This is a genomic window from Pseudomonas sp. v388, from assembly GCF_003935425.1.
Lineage (GTDB): Bacteria > Pseudomonadota > Gammaproteobacteria > Pseudomonadales > Pseudomonadaceae > Aquipseudomonas.
In genome coordinates, this window is the sequence record NZ_RHQN01000008.1 from 214317 (window position 1) to 236742 (window position 22426).

17 protein-coding genes are annotated in these 22426 nt (G+C 62.7%); 10 read left to right on the top strand and 7 right to left on the bottom strand.

Annotated features, from left to right (window positions below):
- Positions 1–21 precede the first annotated feature (21 nt).
- Positions 22–2385, top strand: coding sequence for a DNA polymerase II (locus EGJ27_RS19400; protein ID WP_125832352.1), 2364 nt, complete (start codon positions 22–24; stop codon positions 2383–2385).
- Here the strand turns inward: EGJ27_RS19400 and EGJ27_RS19405 are convergent.
- Entirely contained in the window at positions 2382–3221 is an 840-nt protein-coding gene (locus EGJ27_RS19405) for an NAD-dependent protein deacetylase (RefSeq protein ID WP_125832353.1), read from the bottom strand. The genes EGJ27_RS19400 and EGJ27_RS19405 overlap by 4 nt on opposite strands.
- Positions 3222–3251: 30 nt before the next feature.
- On the opposite strand from EGJ27_RS19405, the gene EGJ27_RS19410 reads away from it, so the two are divergent.
- The 4 genes from EGJ27_RS19410 (at position 3252) to EGJ27_RS19425 (ending at position 11071) form a co-directional block, all read left to right on the top strand.
- Positions 3252–3785, top strand: a complete 534-nt coding sequence (locus EGJ27_RS19410; RefSeq protein ID WP_125832354.1) for a hypothetical protein — start codon at positions 3252–3254, stop codon at positions 3783–3785.
- A 39-nt stretch (positions 3786–3824) separates the two neighbouring features.
- Positions 3825–4667, top strand: a complete 843-nt coding sequence (locus EGJ27_RS19415; protein ID WP_125832355.1) for a PhzF family phenazine biosynthesis protein — start codon at positions 3825–3827, stop codon at positions 4665–4667.
- 140 nt (positions 4668–4807) lie between these two features.
- A complete protein-coding gene (locus tag EGJ27_RS19420; protein WP_125832356.1) occupies positions 4808–9937 on the top strand; it encodes an ATP-binding sensor histidine kinase in 5130 nt (1709 codons plus the stop codon).
- Between the two features lie 177 nt (positions 9938–10114).
- Complete coding sequence (locus EGJ27_RS19425; protein WP_371920871.1) at positions 10115–11071, top strand: GlxA family transcriptional regulator; 957 nt, start codon at positions 10115–10117, stop codon at positions 11069–11071.
- A 21-nt stretch (positions 11072–11092) separates the two neighbouring features.
- Here the strand turns inward: EGJ27_RS19425 and EGJ27_RS19430 are convergent, their stop codons facing one another.
- The 4 genes from EGJ27_RS19430 to EGJ27_RS19445 all read right to left on the bottom strand — a co-directional run bounded on the left by EGJ27_RS19430 (position 11093) and on the right by EGJ27_RS19445 (position 14865).
- Positions 11093–11938, bottom strand: a complete 846-nt coding sequence (locus EGJ27_RS19430) for a TIGR03915 family putative DNA repair protein (RefSeq protein WP_125832358.1) — start codon at positions 11936–11938, stop codon at positions 11093–11095.
- Positions 11935–13155, bottom strand: a complete 1221-nt coding sequence (locus EGJ27_RS19435; protein ID WP_125832359.1) for a putative DNA modification/repair radical SAM protein — start codon at positions 13153–13155, stop codon at positions 11935–11937. The genes EGJ27_RS19430 and EGJ27_RS19435 overlap by 4 nt, the downstream gene beginning before the upstream one ends.
- Before the next feature lie 99 nt (positions 13156–13254).
- A complete protein-coding gene (locus EGJ27_RS19440; RefSeq protein ID WP_125832360.1) occupies positions 13255–13596 on the bottom strand; it encodes a hypothetical protein in 342 nt (113 codons plus the stop codon).
- Positions 13597–13716: 120 nt separating this feature from the next.
- Positions 13717–14865, bottom strand: a complete 1149-nt coding sequence (locus EGJ27_RS19445) for an aldose epimerase family protein (protein WP_125832361.1) — start codon at positions 14863–14865, stop codon at positions 13717–13719.
- Between the two features lie 310 nt (positions 14866–15175).
- On the opposite strand from EGJ27_RS19445, the gene EGJ27_RS19450 reads away from it, so the two are divergent.
- The 5 genes from EGJ27_RS19450 (at position 15176) to araH (ending at position 20635) form a co-directional block, all read left to right on the top strand.
- Positions 15176–16048, top strand: coding sequence for an SMP-30/gluconolactonase/LRE family protein (locus EGJ27_RS19450; protein ID WP_125832362.1), 873 nt, complete (start codon positions 15176–15178; stop codon positions 16046–16048).
- A 30-nt stretch (positions 16049–16078) separates the two neighbouring features.
- Positions 16079–16897: an SDR family oxidoreductase gene (locus tag EGJ27_RS19455; protein WP_125832363.1), complete on the top strand. Its 819-nt coding sequence runs from the start codon at positions 16079–16081 to the stop codon at positions 16895–16897.
- Positions 16898–17024: 127 nt separating this feature from the next.
- On the top strand, positions 17025–18029 hold the full coding sequence (locus EGJ27_RS19460; protein ID WP_125832364.1) for a substrate-binding domain-containing protein: 1005 nt from the start codon (positions 17025–17027) through the stop codon (positions 18027–18029).
- Between the two features lie 77 nt (positions 18030–18106).
- Entirely contained in the window at positions 18107–19630 is a 1524-nt protein-coding gene (gene araG, locus EGJ27_RS19465) for an L-arabinose ABC transporter ATP-binding protein AraG (protein WP_125832365.1), read from the top strand.
- Between the two features lie 39 nt (positions 19631–19669).
- Positions 19670–20635, top strand: a complete 966-nt coding sequence (gene araH / locus EGJ27_RS19470; RefSeq protein WP_177523059.1) for an L-arabinose ABC transporter permease AraH — start codon at positions 19670–19672, stop codon at positions 20633–20635.
- Between the two features lie 96 nt (positions 20636–20731).
- On the opposite strand, the gene EGJ27_RS19475 is transcribed toward araH, so the two are convergent.
- A complete protein-coding gene (locus EGJ27_RS19475; protein WP_125832367.1) occupies positions 20732–21541 on the bottom strand; it encodes a class I SAM-dependent methyltransferase in 810 nt (269 codons plus the stop codon).
- Positions 21542–21737: 196 nt separating this feature from the next.
- Positions 21738–22187 (bottom strand): helix-turn-helix domain-containing protein, encoded by a 450-nt coding sequence (locus EGJ27_RS19480; RefSeq protein WP_125832368.1) that lies wholly within the window; start codon positions 22185–22187, stop codon positions 21738–21740.
- Positions 22188–22426: the final 239 nt, after the last annotated feature.

Genomic DNA, 22426 nt, shown 5'->3' on the forward strand with positions numbered 1-22426 from the left:
ACCGTTCACCGAGGTGGTTCATTGGAGTTACAACAGGGTTTTATCCTGAGCCGTCACTGGCAGGATACGCCGCAGGGCACGCTCATCGAGTTCTGGCTGGCGACCGACCAGGGGCCGCGCCAGATCCGCTTGCCGTGTCAGCCATCCGTCGCCTTCATTCCTGCCGAACAGGGTGAACGTGCCAAGGCCCTGCTGCGGGCCGAGCGCGGTGTCGAGTTCAAGGCACTGGCGTTACGCGACTTCCGTCATCGGCCGGTTCTGGGCGTTTACTGCCTGCAATACAGGCAACTGATGAACATCGAGAAGTTGCTGCGCAAGGGCAACGTCGACGTCTATGAGGCCGATATCCGCCCGCCGGAACGCTACCTGATGGAGCGCTTCATCACCGCGCCGGTGCTGTTCGGCGGCACGCCGGATGCCGACGGCGTGCTGTGCAATGCCCAGATCAAGGCTGCCCCCGATTATCGCCCGCAACTGAAACTGGCTTCGCTGGACATCGAAACCACCGCGCGCGGCGAGCTGTATTCGATAGCCATCGAGGGTTGCGGACGACGCGACGTGTACATGCTCGGGCCGCCCAATGGCGCCGCGGAAGCGCTGGATTTCCAGCTGGAATACTGCGACACCCGGGCGCAATTGCTGGAACGCCTCAATGCCTGGCTGGCCAACCACGACCCGGATGCCATCATCGGCTGGAACGTGGTGCAGTTCGACCTGCGGGTGCTGCACGAACATGCTCAGCGCCTGCACGTGCCGTTGCGGTTGGGGCGCGGCGGCGACGTCATGGGCTGGCGGGAACACGGCAGCCGCAACAATCATTTCTTCGCCGAAGTCAGCGGGCGTCTGGTGATCGATGGCGTCGAGGCCCTGCGTTCGGCCACCTGGAGCTTTCCGTCATTCAGCCTGGAGAACGTTTCCCGCACGCTGCTCGGCGACGGCAAGGCCATCGACACGCCTTACCAGCGCATGGACGAAATCAATCGCATGTTCGCCGAGGACAAGCCAGCGCTGGCCCGCTACAACATCAAGGACTGCGAACTGGTGACGCGGATCTTCGCCAGGACCGAACTGCTGACCTTTTTGCTGGAGCGCGCCACGGTCACCGGCCTGCCCGCCGACCGCAGCGGCGGCTCGGTGGCCGCGTTCTGTCATTTGTACATTCCGCTGATGCACCGCCAGGGTTTCGTCGCGCCCAACCAGGGCGAGCGCTTGCCGGAAGCCAGCCCCGGCGGGTTCGTGATGGATTCACAACCGGGCCTGTATGAGTCGGTGCTGGTGCTGGACTACAAGAGTCTGTATCCGTCGATCATCCGCACATTTCTCATTGACCCGGTCGGCCTGATCGAGGGCCTGCACGAGCCCGACCCGAACCTGTCGGTGCCGGGTTTCCGCGGCGCACGGTTTTCCCGCACCCGGCACAGCCTGCCGGCCATCGTCGAACGGGTCTGGCAGGGGCGCGAGGCGGCCAAGCGCGAGCGCAACGCGCCGTTGTCCCAGGCACTGAAGATCATCATGAACGCGTTCTACGGTGTGCTGGGTTCCAGCGGCTGTCGTTTTTTCGACCCGCGGCTGGCGTCATCCATCACCCTGCGCGGGCACGAAATCATGCTCAAGACCCGCGAGCTGATTCAGGCTCGGGGCTACACCGTGATCTATGGTGATACCGATTCCACGTTCGTCTGGCTCGGGCGCCCCCACGGCCAGCAGGAAGCCGCCGCCATCGGCCAGGCGCTGGTGCGAGAAGTCAACGACTGGTGGCGCGAGCACCTGAGCGTCGAATACGGGCTGACCAGCGCGCTGGAGCTGCAATACGAGACGCACTTCCGGCGGTTCCTGATGCCCACGGTGCGAGGTGCCGAAGAAGGCAGCAAGAAACGCTACGCGGGGTTGGTCACTGCGGCAGACGGCACGGAAGAAATGATCTACAAGGGTCTGGAAACCGTGCGTACCGACTGGTCGCCGCTGGCCCGGCAGTTCCAGCAGGAGCTGTACCTGCGCATTTTCAAGCGTCAGCCGTATCAGGATTATGTGCGCGACTATGTGCGTGGCACCCTGGCCGGCGAGATGGATGACCTTCTGGTCTATCGCAAGCGGCTGCGCCGACGCCTCGATGACTACGAGCGGGTGGTGCCGCCCCATGTGCGAGCGGCGCGAATCGCCGACGAATACAACGACCGGCAGGGCAGGCCGCGGCAGTACCAGAGCGGCGGCTGGATCAGCTATGTGATGACCGTCAACGGGCCTGAGCCTCTGGAAATCCGTCGCGCGCCCATCGACTACGATCATTACGTCACGCGCCAGTTGCAGCCTTTGGCCGATGCAATCCTGCCGTTCGTGGATGACGATTTCGCCACCTTGATCGGCGGTCAGCTGGGGCTGTTCTAGGCAGAGCGAGCCAGGCGCTCGACCAGGGCCGGCAACAGCACCTCGCACGGCTCCTGAAGCTTGTGGGTCAGCAGGTCGTCGCCGCGGGTCTTGCCGAAATTGATGGCAATCACCGGCTTTCCCGCCTCGACCATTGCCCGGCACAGACGAAACGCCGACCAGGCCATGAGGGAACTGCCCACCACCAGCAAGCCTGCCGCCTGCTCGATACTGTCCATCGCACTGGCGGCGGTGGACGGGGCCACGTTTTCGCCGAAAAACACCACATCCGGTTTGAGCCGTTCTCCGCCGCACCGGGTGCAGTGCGGCACCTGGAAGGCCGCCTCGAACGCCGGGTCGAGCAGGGTGTCGCCATCCGGTGCCTGAACGGCGTCGACGCCGGCCAGATACGGGTTCTGCGCCAGCAGCGTGTGCTGGATCTCGGCCCGCTCGAAACCCTGACGGCAATCCAGGCACACCACGCGATGCAGATTGCCGTGCAGTTCGATCACGTCCAGGCTTCCAGCCTTGCTGTGCAGCGCATCCACGTTCTGGGTGATCAACCCGGTGATTCGCGCGTTTTCCTGTAAAGCGGCGAGCGCCTGATGGGCCACGTTGGGCTGCGCAGCGCGGATCCGCGGCCAGCCCAGCATGGCCCGCGCCCAGTAACGCTGGCGCGCGGCGGGGTTGCCGGCGAACTCCTGGAACATCATCGGCTGTTTGCCGCGACGCACCCCGTCCTGGTCCCGATAATCCGGGATGCCCGAGGCAGTGCTCATCCCGGCGCCGGTCAACACCACAAAGGGCCGCTGGACCATGGCCTGGGCAAGTATTTCCACGGATGGGCTGTCGGGCATTAGTCGGTTCCATGTCGAGGAGTGAGTGAGATGGTAATCTCCAGACCTGACTTTTACCCGGAAAGTGCCACCGAAACCCTGGCCATGAGAGTAGCGTGTATGCCTGAACTGGAGACAAACCAGACACTGCGAAGAAAGGTTCTGGCGTGGATAGTGTTGTTCGGGGTGCTGGCAATCGCCCTGTTTTTCTATTTGATTCGCCCACAATATTCGCCCGAGATCGTGCTCAAGCAGCCGTTCATTCCCGGCCAATGGGTGTACGTCATGCGCAACGGCCATGACGCCTCCGAACCGTCGTCCCTGAGGTTCTACATCGATGATGTCGAAGCCAGCTCCCAGGTGATGAGTGTGCGGCTGGGCAAGAAACTGCCGTTTCTGGTGTCCGACACCGCCCTTGAGGATGTGGCCATTCAGAAAGTCGCCAATGGCCTGAAGATCCAGATACGCGGCGCGGTCCAGTCGTACAGAAGCGATCTGTACCTGGCTGACGGCGACACCTACACCACCTTCCGGGTCAGCCTCGATCAACGCGACGACAGTGCGCCCAAGCCCAGCGGGCGCTGATTGCCGCTTTAGAACATCAATTGCAAAGGGAACCCTGCGATGCCGTCGTTCAAGTTCAAACAAGTGGATGTGTTCACAGATCGGCCTTTGCTGGGCAATCCGCTGGCCGTGGTGCTTGGGGCCGACGGGCTGAGCGATGCACGCATGGCGGCGTTTGCCCGCTGGACCAACCTGAGTGAAACCACTTTTCTGCTCGAACCCACCGACCCTCGAGCGGACTACCGGGTACGGATCTTTACCACGCTGAGCGAATTACCGTTCGCTGGCCATCCGACCTTGGGCAGCTGTCATGCCTGGCTGGAAAGTGGTGAAACGCCCAAGGGCGAGGAGATCGTGCAGGAGTGCGGGATTGGCCTGGTGCGCATCCGCCGAATCGGCGGGCAACTGGCATTTACCGCGCCGCCGTTGCTGCGAGCGGGTCCGGTGGACGCCGGGTTGATCGAGCGGATGCGCCAGGGCTTGCGGCTGGAGCAGGGTGCCATTCTGGATGCGCGCTGGGTGGACAATGGTCCAGGCTGGCTGGCCCTGCGTCTGGCGAACCGGGCCGCCGTGCTGGCAATCAGGCCGGATTACAACAAGCTGCAAGGGCAAGTGCTCGGCGTGTTCGCGCCGTGGGAGCCACAACAGGACGGTGACCAGGCGCAGTTTGAAGTCCGGGCCTTTGTACCGGGCGACGGCATGCCGGAAGACCCGGTCACCGGCAGTCTCAATGCGGGCATTGCGCGGTGGCTGATCGAAGAAGGTCTGGCGCCGGACCGCTACATCGCCAGCCAGGGCACCGCCATGGGGCGCGAGGGCAGAGTGCATGTCCAGCGCATCGGCGAGGACATCTGGGTGGGCGGCCAAACCGTGACCTGCATCGATGGCAGCGTCACGTTGTAACCCCTCACATGCCTGCCAAGGGGCACTGAACAGTCATCAAGGGACCTCATTCTGCCAAACCCGGCGCTGACGGGTTTCAAGCGAAGCGCCGTGCGTATACTCGGCCCGAGACGACACGGGTGGCTCAGGATGGTGGCACGATGCTAGAAGAACGTCTTCCTCACACGCTGCTCAGCGAGCACATGGTGATGGACGAGCAGTGGCTCAGTCGATGCAGCGTCTCCCTGCGCCGGCATGAAGGTGAGCTGACGTACTGCGAGCTTTTCGATGCCCAGACCCGCAAGACCTGGCTGGCCGCCCGAGCGCCCATCGAGTCGCCGGCGGCGTGCCAGCGTCTGGAACGCGACTATCGGATCGGACTGGAGCCGGACTGGGCGATTCTGCCGGTGGCGTTCGTGCGTTCAGCCGAAGGGCCGTTGATGATTTATCCACCGTGCCCGGAACCCAGCTTCAGTGACCTGATCGCCGCCGGCGGTGTGTCTCTCGAACGACTCCTGACCCTGGCCACCAACGCGGCCAGATCCCTCGCCCAGGCCCATGAAAAAGGCGTCATCCACGGTTCTTTGCAGGGCCAGCACTTCATCGTGAGTGACAACGGCTCGGTGCGCTTGAGCTGCTTTCGCGCCGACACCCTCGAACTGATCAACACCGACAGCTCAACCACCGATCACTGGAATTACCTGGCGCCCGAGCAGGTCTGCCCGCACGGCTCGCTCACTGACCAGCGCAGCGATATATACGCGCTGGGCGCGGTGCTGTACCAATTGCTGGTCGGTGAGCTGCCGCTGGCCGGCAGGGACAAGTCGCACTGGCGTCACCTTCATGCAGGTGTCCAGGCCAGGCCGCCGGCCGAGGTGAAGCCGGCCGTTCCACCTATGCTCAGCCGGATTCTGGTCAAAACCCTGGCCAAGGAACCCAGCGCCCGCTACCAGACGGCCAAGGCGCTGGCGGCGGATTTCGCCCATTGCCTGCGCCAGTGGTCAGCCGACCGCTCCATCGCCGATTTCACCCTGGGTACGGCGGATGTGTCCTCGGTAGGCAGCGATGTGCTGTTCGGCCGCAACGACGAACAGGCCTTGCTCGCCAATACCCTGCGCACGCTGCGTCGCGACAGCAGCCCGCGTGTCCTGACCGTAGCGGGCCCTGCGGGCAGCGGAAAATCCAGCCTGGTCACCTCGTCGCTGCGGTTGCACAGCAACCATTACTGGGCCTCGGGGAAATGCGCGACCCTTGAGCAGGCCATTCCCTACGGCCCATGGACCGACATACTGGGTTCGCTGACCACCCAGCTGCTGATCAAGAACAGCACCGACCTGGACTCGATCAAGGCGGACATAGCGAGCCGTTTGAAAGGCCGGGGCAGGCTGCTGGCCAAGCTGGCGCCCTACCTGAAACTGATCATCGGCCCCATGGACGACTTTCCGGAAAAACCCACGCGCCTGGCGCTGGAGAAGGAAAACCGCGCCATTCTCGATTTTCTCGAATTCTTCGGTTCCCCCGGCCAGCCGCTGGTGATCTTTCTCGACGACATGCAGTGGGCCGACGATTCCACGCACTGCCTGTTGAAGGAATACCTGTCCCGTCCGTTGCGCAACACGCTGCTGGTGCTGGCGTACCGAACCGATGATGAAGACAGCCCCGACGCCATGCAGGCCAGCCTTCAGCAACTGGCAGGCTCCGCGCTGCTGACTCACCACAGCGTCTGCCTGCCGCCGCTGTCGGTGGACGCCGTCACTGCGCTGATCGCCCAGCGCTTCCACACCGGCGCCGCCACGGTGGTGGAAGTGGCCCGGCTGGTGCACGAGAAAACCGCGGGCAATCCATTCTTCGTCAACCAGATCCTCAAGGTCATGGTCGAAGACAAACTGGTCGAGTTCGACAGCCAGCGCATGTGCTGGTCATGGTCGTTGCAGGATGTGGCACGGCACCGCTATGCCGACAACGTGGCCGAGCTGATGATCCACCGTCTGCGGCGACTGCCCACCGCCCAGCGGGAAATCCTGCGTCTGGCGGCGGCGGTAGGAGGCAAGTGCGATGAGGTGCTGCTGGCCTCGCTGGCCGCTATCGACCCCGACCGCCTGAGCAACAGCCTGAAAGGGCTGGCCAGTGCCGGATTCCTGAGCATCGCCCAGGGCGGCCTGTCCTTCACCCACGACCGAGTGCTGGAGGCGGCCTACGAATTGACCCCCCTCGGGCAGCGCCCCCGGCAACACGCCGTGATTGCAATCGCCATGCGCGAGTTGTGGCGCGACCGACTGCATCAGGCGACGTTCGAGGTCGCCAATCACGTGCATTTGTCGGACAAGGGCGCCTACGCGCCGAACCAGGCCGAGGATTTCATCACCTTGCTGCTGGAAGCCGCAGCACGGGCGCGTGACGCAGCCGCCTACGATCAGGCCGCAGGTTATCTGGCCTCGGCTGAAGAACTCCAGCAGTCGAGCCGGGCGACCTGCTCGGAGCGCAACCTCGCGTTCGCCATCATGTGTCAGGCGGCCGAGTGCGACATGTTGCTGTCCAACATGGGCCGCGCGGAAATCAAGATCCAGGCGTGCATGCAGCGCGCCGCTTCGGTGATCGAGCGGGCCCGCGCCCACAAGCTCAAGGCCAAGCTGCTGACGCTGCGTTCGGACTACGAGGCGGCGATTGACGAAGCGCTCAAGGGCCTTGCCGCGCTGGGCATTTGCCTGCCGCGCGGTCACCTGCCGGAGGTGGTCGCCGCCGAGCACGCCAGAATCAAGCAGCTGATCACCGAGCGCGGGCTGTTCGGGCTCGAGTCGCTGCCCAGGATGTGGGACCCGGAAGTCGAAGTGGCGATCGAGTTGCTGGCAACCCTGGGTTCGTCGTTCTTCGTCGAGGACGACATTCGCTTCCTGCACCTGGCGAAGATCATCGAGCTGTCGCTGATGTTCGGCATCGCTCCGGGCAGCACCTACGGGTTTTCCTGGTATGGCGTGATGATTGCCGAGCTGTTCGGTGAATACCAGGACGGCTATTCCTGCAGCCTGGTCGCCCTCAAGCTGATCGAACAGCATGGCTTCGAAGCCGACCTGACCGCGGCGCTGGTGGCGCTCGACCAGGTCAGCGCCTGGACCGCGCCGATGGAGTATTCCCGGCAAAAGGCCAGGGAAGCGGTGGATTCGGGCCATCTGAGCGGCGATCTGGCGATGGCCTGTTATGCCTGCAATCATCTGGTATCGGACGCGCTGATCATGGGTGATCACCTGCAGGAGGTGACCAAGGTGATCGACCGCGGCCTGGAGGTGGTTCGGCAGTATGACTACGCCGATGTCGAACGGATTCTGGTGGCGCAGCAACGCTTCGTCACGGCCCTTTCGGACGGCTCGCCCACGCCGCCGATGACCGAGCCGGACGCTGTCGAGACCGATCTGCCTGACGCTCTAAACGGCGCGCCGCTGTCCAGGACCACGCTGTTCTTTGCCTGGCTCTACTCGGGCATGTCAGCCTTCTACCTGGGCGACATTCCCGGCGCGGTGCGCAGGTTCGAGGCCGCGCAGACCGTCACCTGGTCGGCACCGGCGCACATCAGTCTGTCGGATTTCTACCTGTTCTACGGCCTGACCCTGGGCAGCCCCGAAGCGCCGGGAACCATCGAAGAAAAACTTGAGACGTTGCATCGTCACCGTGATCGATTCAAACAGTGGGCCGCGCTCAACCCGACCACCTTTCGCAACAAGCTGCTGCTGATAGAGGGTGTGATTGCCAAGCTCAACGGGGATGGCCTGGTGGCGATTCGGTGCTTTGACCAGGCGCAGATCGCCGCCGCTGCCGCAGGCTTCATTCACGAGCAAGCGCTGGCCCACGAGCAACTGGCGGAAGTCTGCATTCCCAGTGGCCTGATCTCGGGCGCCAACCTGCACCTGCGCGTGGCCCGAGACTGCTTTCATATCTGGGGCGCCAACGGCAAGGTCCGCCAACTGGAAACACTGCATCCGTTTCTGCGCATCCAGCCGGTTCAAGAGACCTTCCGCAGCACGTCCCAGGCCAAGCTCGATCTGGAAGTGGGTATCGAAGCGGCCCGGGCGTTGTCCGAGGAAGTGCTGCTGGAGCGGCTGATCGAGACGCTGATGAGCCATCTGATGCAGCACTCGGGAGCGGATCATGGTGCTTTACTGATCGTCAGCGGCGCTGAGTTTCAGATGGCGTCGGTGGCCGATGTCGACGGCGAGGGCGTGCGGGTAACCACCGAGAACTGCCAGAAATTCCTGACCCAGGGGCCGCTGTCGGTGCTCAACGCAACCATGCGCACCAAAACCAATTTCGTGCTGCACGATGCCCAGCAGGAATGTCCGCAAGCATTCAGAACCGAGTTGCAGCAGCGAAACGCTCGGTCGGTGCTTTGCCTGCCGCTGGTCAAACAGGGCGTGCTGATCGGTCTGGTCTACCTTGAAAATCGTCTGGTGCCCAATCTGTTCAGCTCGCAACGCCTGGCGATGCTGGAAATCCTCGCGTCCCAGGCGGCGGTGTCCCTGCAAGCGGCCAAGCTCTTCACCCGGCTGGCCGAGGACAACCAGATCAAGGCGCAGATGGAAGAACAGTTGCGGCGCTCGCGGGCCGAGCTGGCGCGCAGTTCGCACCTGCAAGTGATGGGCGAGTTGTCAGCGTCCATCGCCCACGAAATCAGTCAGCCGCTGTTGGGCATCACCTCCAACGCATCGGCGAGCCTGCGCTGGCTGAAACGGGACAGCCCGGACCTGGACGAGGCGATTGCCGGGCTTGAAGACATCCGCGCCGACAGCGAGAGAGCGGCCGGCATTGTCAAAGCGTTACGCGCCCTGGCCAAGCAATCCCCGGCCCAGCTCAAACCGATCGACCCCGACGAGGTGATTGCGCAGGTGGTACGGCTGACCTGCGCCGAAGTCGTCAAGCAAGGCGTCAAGCTTGAAACGGAGCTGGACGCCTGTGTCCGGGTGATGGCCGATCCGGTCCAGATCCAGCAACTGGTGTACAACCTGCTCATGAACGGCTTGGAGGCCTTGTCCGGATTTCGCAGCGGCGACGGTGCGTTGCGCATCACCTCAAGGATCATCGGCGCGGAAGTCGAGGTCTGCGTCGACGACAACGGCCCGGGAATTCCCGCCGATGAGCGGGAGAAGATTTTCGGTGCGTTCTACTCCACCAAGACCAACGGCCTGGGCATGGGGCTGGCGATCTGCAGTTCGGTGGTGCGCGCCCACGGCGGCGGTCTGTATGCGCAGACCTCGCCGTGCGGCGGCTGCCGTATGAGATTCACCCTGCCGGTCGGCGATTAGCCCCGCACCATGACCCTGAACACTACGGGGTCACTTTATTGAGAATAAATGCTATTTTGCCTCGCTCAACCCTCTGCGATGCCGCCCTGCACACGGGAATCGGGCATCGCCGGGAGCTCTGGGCCTGCTGCGGCGGGCTCGCACGCAGGCGAACGACACATGCAAAACGGCAAGTCAATGAAGACGATCGCGATGGTGCTCTTTGACGGAGTGCTCATGCTTGACGTCTCCGGCCCCATGGATGCCTTTTCCATAGCCAATCGCTTCCTGCCCGAAGAGCGACACTATCGCCTGCTGACCCTGGGTGTCGGCGACGGATGGGTGCGCGGTTCCTGCGGCCTGCGGGCGATGGCTGACTTGCCCCTGACCGAGGCGCCTGCCCACATCGATCTGCTGTTGGTGCCGGGCGGCCCGGGTGCCTACGACGTCGCGCATCCGGCGATTCAGGCCTGGCTGCCCGAGGCCACGCGCACCGCCAGGCGCTTTGGCGCCATCTGCACCGGCGTGTTTCTGCTGGGCGAGGCAGGACTGCTCAACGGCTATCGCTGTACCACCCACTGGAATTATGTGGAGCGCCTGGCGCAGCGTTATCCGGAATGCAAAGTGGAAACCGAGCAGATCTATGTCATAGACCGCAACCTGATCACGTCCGGAGGCATTACCGCCGGTATCGACATGGCCCTGGCAGTGGTGGCCGAAGACCACGGCAAGGAACTTGCTTTGGAGGTCGCCAAGGTTCTGCTGGTGGTCATGAAGCGTCAGGGCGGTCAGGCCCAGTACGGACCGCTGCTGGCGGCGGTGCCGCGCGACGGGTCGCCCATCGCCAAGGTGCAGGCGTATATCGTCGACCATATCGACCAGGCATTCACGGTTCAGAGCATGGCGGACAGGGCGGCCATGAGTCCGCGAAATTTTGCCCGGGCCTTCCAGCGTGAAGTCAATCTGACCCCCATGCAGTTCGTACAGAACGCCAGGATCGACCACGCTCGCCGGATGCTGGAAGGCACCGACCTGCCGCTCAAGACCGTCGCGACCCGCTGCGGCTTCGGCAGCGCCCGCTACATGAGAAAAGTCTTCTGTGAACGCATCGGCGTCACGCCCAACCAATACCGGCAGCAGTTCAGCGCCGCATGAGCACCGTGGCGCGCGAGCCTGTTACGGCTTGAGCGCAATCTTCTTGCCGCGTCTGGCGCCGATGTCACTGGCCTGACCGTCGCGTTGCTTGCCGGTGCGGGCCTGGGTGATCAGCGCCGGGATCAGCGGACCTTCCGGCAGGTTCTTCCAGAAGCGCGACGGCAGGTGGCCCTGCATGACCTTGGGGTTCAGGCGTGCCGGGTTGAAGATGTGGCTGTAATAGGTCAGCCACAACTCACCGTGGGGGTCGTCCACTTGCCGGGCCATACGCTGCCACCCTTCGGGGCAGCGGCGTTCATGGATCAACCGATGGCCGTCGTAATACACGCCGTCCTGCGGCGTTGCGATCAGCCAGCGATGCTGGCCCATGCGGCCGATAAAGTGCTGGCTGGCGCTGTGCAGAATGTCGTGCGCCGGTTCGTGCCAGGCGACATATTCAGGGCGCAAGGTCTGGGCGTCGGCATCCGGATCAGCCGGCGGCAACGCCACGAACCGCAGGAACGCATGCAGGTGATGCGCTTCGCGGCTGATGGACTTGAGGCGCCGGTGCAGCTCGCTGCCCAGCTTGTCACCGGCGAGCATGGCCGTGCGGTCGCCATGGCTGACCCGCCACAGCACTTCGTACAGCAGGCTCCAGCGCTGGTCCCCGCGATACGCCGAAGCGCTTTCCAGCATGGTCAGCAATTCCAGCGGCACCCGTGCCTGAAAAGGCCCGGTCTGCTCCGGCAATTCTTCATCGCTGCAAAACAGGTCGGCCGCATCCGGCGCTTTCCAGCTGACCCGGCTGGGGTCGATCTGGTGGCTGAGCAACCAGCGTGCCTGCTGGCGCCACGTGTCAAAGAGGTCGTCGCAGTCCAGGCAGATCATCCCCACAGTCCCATTTGCTGAGGCTGCGGCCGGTCGCGCAGTTGCTGGTGCAAATGCGCGCTGCTGACTTCCGACTGCGGCGGGTGGTAATCGCTGGTGATGATGAATGGCTTGGCTTTGGCCAGGATGCAGCGTAGCCGGGTCAGGTCTTCATAGCGAATGCGCCGCTGGCGCCGTAGCTCCACCAGCCGCTGCGTGGTACGGATGCCGATGCCGGGAATCCGCGCGATCAGCGATGGGTCGGCCAGGTTCAGGTCCAGCGGGAAAACCTGCCTGTTGTCCAGCGCCCACGCCAGTTTGGGGTCGATATCCAGCGCCAGATCGCCGGGGCCCTTGAGCAGTTCACCGGCGGTAAAGCCATAGCCGCGCAGCAGGAAGTCGGCCTGATACAAGCGGTGCTCGCGCATCAACGGCGGGGCAGCCAGCGGAACACTGTCCGGGCTGTTGGGAATCGGGCTGAACGCCGAGTAATAGACCCGGCGCAACTTGAAGTTGCTGTACAGCGTCTGGGCACTGTGCAGGATGGTGCTGTCGTCGGTAGCGTCGGCGCCCACGATCATCTGCGTGCTTTGCCCGGCCGGGGCGAAGCGTGGCGAGCGCGGTTCGTTGCGCACCGTTTCTTCACCGGTATAGATAGTGCGCATGGCCTGCTTGATCGAGGCGACGTCCTTTTCCGGCGCCAGGGTCTGCAGGCTTTGGTCGGTGGGCAGCTCGATGTTGACACTCAGGCGGTCAGCGTAGCGCCCGGCTTTTTCGATGAGCGCGGGGTCGGCGTCGGGAATGGTCTTGAGGTGGATGTAGCCGCGAAATTCGTGGACCTCGCGCAGCAGCCTGGCGACTTCCACCAACTGCTCCATGGTGTAGTCCGCCGAGCGAATGATGCCGGAACTCAGGAACAGCCCGCTGACGCAGTTGCGCCGATAGAAGTCCAGGGTCAGGGTCACCACTTCCTCGGGGCTGAAGCGCGCGCGCGGCACGTCGCTGGAGCGGCGGTTGACGCAGTACTGGCAGTCGTACAGGCAGAAATTGGTCAGCAGGATTTTCAGCAGCGACACGCAGCGGCCGTCCGGCGTATAGCTGTGGCAGATGCCCATGCCATTGGTCGAGCCCAGCCCCGACTTGCCTTGCGAACTGCGTTTCGGCGCGCCACTGCTGGCGCACGAAGCATCGTACTTGGCGGCGTCCGCCAGAATGCTGAGCTTGTCGATAAGCTGCATGAAAATACCCGCTACTGTTTGCATGTACAGTATAGGGTCGCATGCGTCACTACAAGCGTCAGCGCTGTCGCAGCCCTGGTGGCCGATGAATGGCAGGCGTCAATCCCGCGGGCTGTAAGGGCGTCGCCAGATGACCCGCTCGGCGTGGATGGCCAGCAGCAAGCGGTGGTCTCTGCACAACTGGTCAATGGTCTGGTTGCGCCTCGCGGTGGGCGTCCAGTGTTGCGGCGCGTCGGGTTCGATGGTTTCGCGCAAAGGGCTGAAGCGTCCGCGGCCGGGATCGGCAACCCTCAATGCGGCAATGCACTCTTCGCATGCCAGCCATTGCGCCGCCAGGCGAGCGTGATCCACGGCCGGAGGGTGTCGAGGGGCGGAGCGGGTGGCGGCAGAGGGGTCTTTGACGCGTTCGAGGGTGTCGTGATCGGAGAACTGAGTGGACATGTCATCATCCTCAGGTAGCTGGAGGTGTGGGATGTCGTACTGCTCAGATGTCGACCGGTTCAGCTTAAGACGTTTTTCAGCGCACAGGCCCACGAATCGTGGCCTGTGCGACAGAACGCATTATCTGCTGAGGAATTTGAACACGGTGGTCTGGGTGTAAGTCTTGCCCGGATCAAGGCGAGTGCTGGGGAAGCCAGGCTGGTTGGGGGCGTCCGGGTAGTGCTGGGTTTCCAGGGTAAACGCGCCCCAGTGCGGATACTGTTTGCCGCCCTTGCCATGGATGCTGCCGTCCAGGAAGTTACCGGTGTAGAGCTGCACGCCCGGTTCGGTGGTGAACAATTGCAGGCGGCGGCCCGACTGCGGATCGCTGACTTCGGCGGCCAGTCTGGTCACGTCGCCCTGGGTGTCCAGCACCCAGTTGAAGTCGAAGCCGCCTTGTTTAGGCTCGGCAAACTTGAGTTGCGGATGGTTGTCTTTGATGTGCTTGCCGAACGCGGTGGGAGTGAGGAAGTCCAGCGGCGTTCCGGCAACAGCGGGCAGTTGGCCGGTCGGAATCAGCTTCTCGTTGACCGGCGTGTAGTGCGAAGCGTGCAGGGTGGCGACCTGCTTGAGAATGTCGCCGTTGCCGGCGCCGGCCAGGTTGAAGTAACTGTGATTGGTCAGGTTGAGCACCGTCGGTTTATCAGTGGTGGCCCGGTAATCGATTTTCAGCTCGTCGCGGTCGTTGAGGCTGTAGGTGACTTCCGTCAGCAGCGCGCCGGGAAAGCCCATCTCGCCGTCGGGCGACAGGTAACTCAGTTTCACCGCGACCGCGTCGTCGGAACGAATGCTCTCGGCTTTCCAGATCCGCTTGTCGAAGCCCTGGCTGCCGCCGTGCAGGGCATTGGTCTTGTCGTTGAGCGGCACGCGATAGGTCTTGCCGTCGAGTTCAAACGTGCCGCCGGCCAGCCGGTTGCCGAAGCGTCCGATGGTCGCGCCGAAATACACGGTGCCGTTGTCCTGGTAACCCTTGACGTCATCGAAACCCAGCACGACGTCTTCGACCTTGCCGTTCTTGTCCGGCATCAGCAACGACTGCAGGGTTGCGCCGTAGGTGATGATGCTGGCCTGCAGGCCGTTGCTATTGCTCAGGGTGTATTTTTCCACGGCAGTGCCATCGGGCAAGGTGCCGAAGGTGCTGCGTTCGCTGGACAGGGCCGCGGCATGGGCGGTGAGGGTGGCGATCATCAAAGACAGTCCGAAAGTGCTGATAAGAACCTGCTTTTTCATCTGTTCTACCCGCTTTTATTGTTGTTGTGAAAGGCCGGCGCATCGCCCTGAACGCGCAGGGTGCAGGCGCGCCTGACTTATTGGTCATACTATTTGATCGGATTTCATCCGATGAAAGGATTTATAGTCGATTAAATGCTGCTTGAAAAATAAATCGTAATACTATTTAGTAGTCCGAGCGTTTGCAGCCCGGCCAAGGTTTTCGGCAACGGCTCGCCGTAATGGTGCCGTGGCAACGCCGGCATGAACGCAAGTCGCCGCCAACGGGGACGATGACGCGTGCCCTACAACAATAAAAAAGGACATCACCATGCAATGGTCGCCGGTTTCCGAGCACCGTTTCATGCTGGCCGAAGGCCCGTTCTGGGACGGCCCGCAACAAACCCTGTACTGGGTCGACATCGCCGCACGTCTGGCTTGCCGACTGGTCGAGGGCCAATACCGCCAATGGCGTCTGCCTGAGCCGGTTTCCGCATTCATTCCTACCGAGCGTGGCGACGCACTGGTGACGCTGGCCAGCGGTGTCTATCGCCTCGACCTGGATTCCCCGACGGTAAGCCTGCAACGCCTGTGCGTGGCCGACCCGACGCCGGGCAATCGCGCCAACGAAGCCCGCTGCGACGACCAGGGCCGGCTGTGGGTCGGCAGCATGCAGAACAACCTCGATGCCCACGGCGGTGACTTGCCGCTGACCCGGCGTTCCGGCGCGCTGGCCCGTGTCGAGGGCGACGGCAGCGTGACCCGCTTGCTGGAAGGCCAGGGCATCGTCAACACGTTACTGTGGAACGCGGCGGGGGACGAACTCTACTGCGCCGACACACTGGACGAGGTCATCTATCGTTATCCGCTGCAGGCCGACGGCAGTCTAGGCGAGCGCTCGATCTGGGCCGACCGGCAGTCACGCGGTTCGCCGGACGGCTCGGCCATGGACGCCGATGGTTATGTGTGGAACGCCCGATGGGGCGGCGCCTGTTTGCTGCGTTTTGCGCCGGATGGCAGCCTGGACCGCGTCGTCGAGCTGCCGGTCAGCCATCCGACGAGTTGCGTTTTCGGCGGACCCGACCTGCAAACCCTGTACGTCACCAGCGCCGCGCCCGCCGATGCTCATGGCACGTTCGACGGCGCGGTGCTCGAGGCGCAGGTCGGGGTGAGCGGCTTGCCCAGCCGCCGTTTCGCCGGCTGAACGAGTGGCTTGCTTCCAGGAGGAACGAACATGGCATTACCCCTGACTTTGCCGCCGGCTCCCGAACCGGTACGCGGCGAGCGTCTCAAGGGCAAGGTGGTGCTGGTGACCGGTGCGGCACAAGGCATCGGCGAAGCCATTGTCGCCTGCTTCCAGGCTCAGCAGGCCCGGCTGGTGATCAGCGATGTGCAGGGCGACAAGGCGGAAATCCTGGCTGCGCGCTGGCGAGAGCAGGGCGCCGAGGTCCAGGCCGTCACCGTCGACGTCACTCGCCAGGATCACTGGCGTGCCATGGTCAATCTGGCGCTGGAGCACTTCGGCCGCGTCGACGTGCTGATCAACTGCGCAGGGGTCAACGTGTTCCGCGATCCACTGGAAATGACCGATGAAGACTGGAAACGCTGTTTCGCCATCGATCTGGACGGCGCCTGGTACGGCTGTCGCAGCGTGCTGCCGAGAATGATCGAGCAGGGCGCGGGCAACATCATCAACATCGCCTCGACCCATTCCAGTCACATCATTCCAGGCTGTTTTCCGTATCCGGTGGCCAAGCATGGCCTGCTGGGGTTGACCAGGGCGTTGGGCATCGAATACGCACCCAAGGGCATTCGCGTGAATGCCATTGCGCCGGGCTATATCGAAACCCAGCTCAACGTCGATTACTGGAATGGCTTCGATGATCCTCAGGCCGAGCGGCAGCGTGCGTTTGATCTGCATCCGCCGCGACGGATCGGTCAGCCGGTCGAGGTGGCAATGACGGCGCTGTTTCTGGCCACGGATGAAGCACCTTTCATCAACGCCAGTTGCATCATGATCGACGGCGGCCGATCAGTGCTCTACCACGAGTGACACTCGGTTACATTGCCGCCTTTCGCAATATGGTATGACTATTTCACGGGTTGCGGTCGGCGACGAGCGACACCCGTCCTCTCACCGCTGAACGCTGTAGCTATTCAATAACAATAAGGAGTTAGCTATGTTGAGTCGTCACGGGATTCGTTCCCTGTGTTGTGCCGCTGTCACCACCGCCATTCTGGGCAGCAGTGGCGCCCTGTTCGCCGCCGAGAAAGTGAAGATCGGCTTTCTGGTCAAGCAAGCCGAAGAACCCTGGTTCCAGACCGAATGGGCCTTTGCCGAGAAAGCCGGCCGGGAGCATGGTTTCGAAGTGCTCAAGATCGCCGTTCCCGATGGCGAGAAAACCCTGGCCGCCATCGATAACCTGGCTGCCAATGGCGCCAAGGGCTTCGTGATCTGCCCGCCGGATGTATCCCTGGGCCCGGCGATTGTCGCCAAGGCCAAGGCCAACGGGCTGAAAGTCATGGCGGTCGATGACCGTTTCGTCGATGCCAAGGGCAACTTCATGGAAGACGTGCCATACCTGGGCATGGCGGCCTTCGAGGTGGGCCAGAAACAGGGCGAGGCCATGGCCGCCGAGGCGAAGAATCGCAACTGGGACTGGAAAGAAACCTACGCCATCATCAACACCTACAACGAACTGGATACCGGCAAGAAGCGCACCGACGGTTCGGTGGATGCGCTGAAGAAAGCCGGCCTGCCGGAAAACCAGATCCTGTTCACGGCGCAGAAAACCCTCGACGTACCGGGCAGCATGGACGCCACCAGTTCGGCGCTTCCGAAATTGCCGGGCAGTGCCAAAAACCTGATCATCGGCGGCATGAACGACAACACCGTGCTCGGCGGCGTGCGCGCCACGGCCTCCAACGGTTTTGCCCCGGCCAACGTCATCGGCATCGGCATCAATGGCACTGACGCGATCGATGAGTTGAAGAAAAAGCAGAGCGGCTTCCACGGTTCGATGCTGCCCAGCCCGGACAAGGAAGGCTACGACACGGCCTACCAGATGTTCCTGTGGGTCACTACCGGCAAGGAGCCGCCCAAGTACACCGCGATGGACGACGTGACACTGATCACTCGCGCCAACTTCCAGGAAGTGCTGACCAAGATCGGTCTGTGGAAGTGAGGTAAGCAAGGGGCCTGGCTCCAGGCCCCTTATTCCTGCGAACTCATGCCAGCAGGGCCAGGCGAAGAGGAAGAGTCATGCAACAGGCTATCGAGTTACAACCGGCGGGCGGTGCGTTGCGCTTCAACGGCATCGGCAAGAGCTTTCCCGGTGTGAAGGCATTGTCCGACATCAGTTTCGAAGCGCGGCCGGGCAGCGTGCATGCCCTGATGGGCGAGAACGGTGCGGGCAAATCCACGCTGCTGAAGATCCTGGGCGGTTCCTACCAGCCCAATAGCGGCACCCTGCAGATCGGTGAACAGACTCACCACTTCAAATCCACCGCCGACAGCATCGCGGCAGGCGTGGCGGTGATCCACCAGGAACTGCATCTGGTGCCGGAAATGACCGTGGCTGAAAACCTGCTGCTGGGCCATATGCCCAATCGTTTCGGGTTGATCAACCGCGGCGCATTGCTGCGGCGCGCGGGTCAATTGCTCAAGGGCCTGGCCGACGAAATCGATCCGGGCACGCGGCTGGGCGATTTGTCCCTGGGACAGCGCCAGCTGGTGGAAATCGCCAAGGCGATGTCGCGCAATGCCCACGTCATCGCCTTCGATGAACCCACCAGCAGCCTCTCGGCGCGGGAAATCGATCGGTTGATGGCGATCATCGTCCGCTTGCGAGACGAGGGCAGGGTGATCCTGTACGTGTCGCACCGCATGGAGGAGATCTTTCGCGTCTGCGATGCGGTCACGGTATTCAAGGACGGGCGTTTCGTGCGCACCTTCGAGCAGATGGCGGACCTGGATCACGACCGGCTGGTGACCTGCATGGTCGGCCGCGATATCCAGGACATCTACAATTACCGGGCGCGTCCGCATCAAGGCCCGAGCCTGCGGGTCACCGGCCTGCTGGGGCCGGGCCTGCAGGAACCGGTCAGTTTTGCCGTGCAAAAGGGTGAAGTGCTGGGCTTCTTCGGCCTGGTGGGCGCCGGGCGGACCGAGCTGTTCCGCCTGTTGTCGGGGCTGGAGCGGATCAAGGCCGGCACCTTGCAGCTGGACGGCGCGGCGCTGAACCTCAAGTCTCCCCGCGACGCCATTGCCGCCGGAATACTGCTGTGCCCGGAAGACCGCAAGAAGGAAGGCATCGTGCCGCTGTCCAGTGTCGCGGAGAACATCAACATTGGCGCGCGGCCTCGCCATGTGAACCTGGGCTGCCTGATTCAGGGCCGCTGGGAGCGCGACAACGCGCGCGAACAGATTCAGTCGATGAACGTCAAGACGCCCAATCCCGAGCAACAGATCATGTACCTGTCAGGCGGCAACCAGCAGAAGGCCATTCTCGGCCGCTGGCTGTCGATGCCGATGAAAGTGTTGCTGCTGGACGAACCGACCCGTGGCATCGACATCGGCGCCAAATCCGAGATCTACCAGATCATCCATAACCTGGCCGAACAGGGCATCGCAGTGATCGTGGTGTCCAGCGACCTGATGGAAGTGATGGGGATTTCGGACCGGATTCTGGTAATGAGCGAAGGCGCCATCACCGGTGAACTCAACCGCGACGAGGCTGACGAGTCGCGACTCTTGCAACTGGCTTTGCCACGCACGCGCGGCTAAACACGGTCTGCGACCATGAACAATAAGAAAGAGGTGCGTATGTCTACCGAAACCAGCCTGCGGGCTCCCCGCCAGGGCTTGAACCTGCGCCGGTTCGTCGATGAATGGGTCATGTTGCTGGCGGCATTGTGCATCTTTGTGCTCTGTGCCGTATTCATCGATAACTTCATGTCGCCATTGAACATGCGCGGCCTGGGGCTGGCGATTTCCACCGTCGGCATTGCCGCCTGCACCATGCTGTACTGCCTGGCGTCCGGCCACTTCGACCTGTCGGTCGGTTCGGTGATCGCCTGTGCGGGGGTCATCGCCGGCATTGTCATCCGTGACACCGACAGCGTGGTGCTGGGCGTGAGCGCAGCGTTGGCGATGGGTGTGGTGGTGGGCCTGATCAACGGCATCGTGATCGCCAAACTGCGCATCAACGCGCTGATCACGACCCTGGCGACCATGCAGATCGTGCGCGGCCTGGCCTACATCTTCTCCAACGGCAAGGCGGTCGGGGTGTCCAACGAAGACTTCTTCGTGTTCGGCAACGGCCAGCTGTACGGCGTGCCGGTGCCGATCCTGATCACCATCGCCTGCTTCGTGTTTTTCGGCTGGCTGCTCAACTACACCACTTACGGCCGCAACACCATGGCCATCGGCGGCAATCAGGAAGCGGCGTTGCTGGCGGGCGTACACGTGGATCGGACCAAGATCATCATCTTTGCCGTCCACGGCTTGATCGGCGCATTGGCCGGGGTGATCCTCGCTTCGCGCATGACCTCGGGCCAACCGATGATCGGCCAGGGCTTCGAGCTGACGGTGATTTCCGCCTGCGTGCTGGGTGGCGTCTCGCTCAGCGGCGGGATCGGCATGATCCGCCACGTCATCGCCGGGGTGTTGATTCTGGCGATCATCGAAAACGCCATGAACCTGAAGAACATCGACACCTTCTACCAATATGTGATTCGCGGCACGATTCTTTTGCTGGCGGTCATCATCGACCGCATGAAACGCCGCTGACAGTCCCGGCTCGCCGCTTTGCCAGCAAGCGGGTACCTACAATTGCATCGAATGCCTGTAGGAGCCCGCTTGCTGGCGAAGGCGAACTCAAGCCCGTCAAGCCCGGCGAACCACCACCTCCAGATAATCCGACGGCACCACCAACGAGTCAGGCCCGGCTCGATTCATGCGCGAAATCAGTTCGATCAGCTCGGTCTGCAATGCACTGGCCTGTTCTTCCTCCAGCCTGCCGAACGCCTTGTGCACCGGACCGTACCAGCGACGGAAGATATCCACGAAGTGCTCGGGCGAGCGATAGCGGAAGTTGAACTGGCGCAGTGTCGTGTCGATGGCGTGGGCATCGGCGCCGAACAATTTCTGCAGGTGGGATTCGACTCCCCATTGCAAGGGCGAAGCGACCCCGGCGGGCAGCGGTGCGTAGCGGCCCAGCACCTTGAACATCTGGCCAATGAAGCCCTCCGGCGTCCAGCAGGTCAGGCCGATGCGACCGCCCGGACGGCAAACCCGGGAGAGCTGTGCCGCAGCGCGGACCTGATCAGGCGTGAACATGACGCCGAAAGTCGACAACACCGCATCGAAACTGGCGTCCTCATAAGGCAGGTTTTCCGCGTCGGCTTCCAGGAAGGTCACATCGAAATGCTCGGCCCGGGCGCGTTCCCGACCTCGTTCCAGCAGCCCGCAGACGTAATCGGTGGAGGTGACCACACAGCCCCGTCGCGCCGCCGCCAGCGTGGCGTTGCCGTTCCCGGCCGCGACGTCGAGCACGGTTTCGTCGTAACGCAGGTCGCAGGCCTCGGCCAACAGTTCGCCGGTGATGGCCAGGGTGGTGCCGATCAGGGCGTAGTCGCCGCTGCTCCAGGCTTCGCGCTGGCGCTCCTTGAGCGCTTGAAGATCCAGGGTGTTCATGAGTCGTTACCTGTCGTGGCAGATTGAGGATGCGAGGATCCTGCACTGCAAGTCGGGCAACGGTGTGAGGCGTCCAAGGCTCATCACGGATTGGACGAAAAGGCCCGGCGTCGGGAGCGCTCGCTTGACAACCCTTGAGCATAGTCGCATTGGGCGCAGGCGCCGTATCGGCCGCCACGCGGCTGACCGAAAGGGCTCAGATCAACCGTGACGTCATGTAGATCAACCGCACGGCCGCGATGGTGATGGCTTCGGCATCGACCTTGATGTGTTCCAGTTGCGACTTGTCGGCATCGGCGCCCTGACTGCGCGCATCTACCAGGCGAGCCATGTGATAAAGATTCTGGGTCACTTCGTGCAGGCTGCCGTGCAGGCGATTGATGGCCAGGTTGAGCAGTTCCGGACTGTCGAGGGGCAGCGTTTCATTGGAAGAGATCGAGCGTTCCCGGCTAAAGCCGGTCACCACATAGGTGACGTCGACACCTGCGGCGGAGATGCGGGAAAGGTAGTCGGCCCGAGGCGAGCGGATACCGTTCTCGTAATTGCCCTGGGCGTTGGTCTCGACCCCACCGATGGCGCCCATTGCGCTTTGTGAGAGTTTCAGCCTCAGCCTTTCTCGCTTGAGCCGGGGGCCTATACCAGTCATTCGTCACTCCTGAAAAATTGCTCGTCGGCCGCACGCCGGCAACATCGACTTCAAGGGAAGAACAGGCGCACCCGGCGCCGACTTGAAAGCCTGCGACAGAGGGAAAAGGTGCGCCTACAACATGTCTACACAATCGGCCCGGCACCCTGTTGGATGATGGCACATTGTACCCAAACGCAACGATGAAGTGGTACGGAGTTGTACGAACTTGTACCGATTTAGCTACTACTTTGACCTTG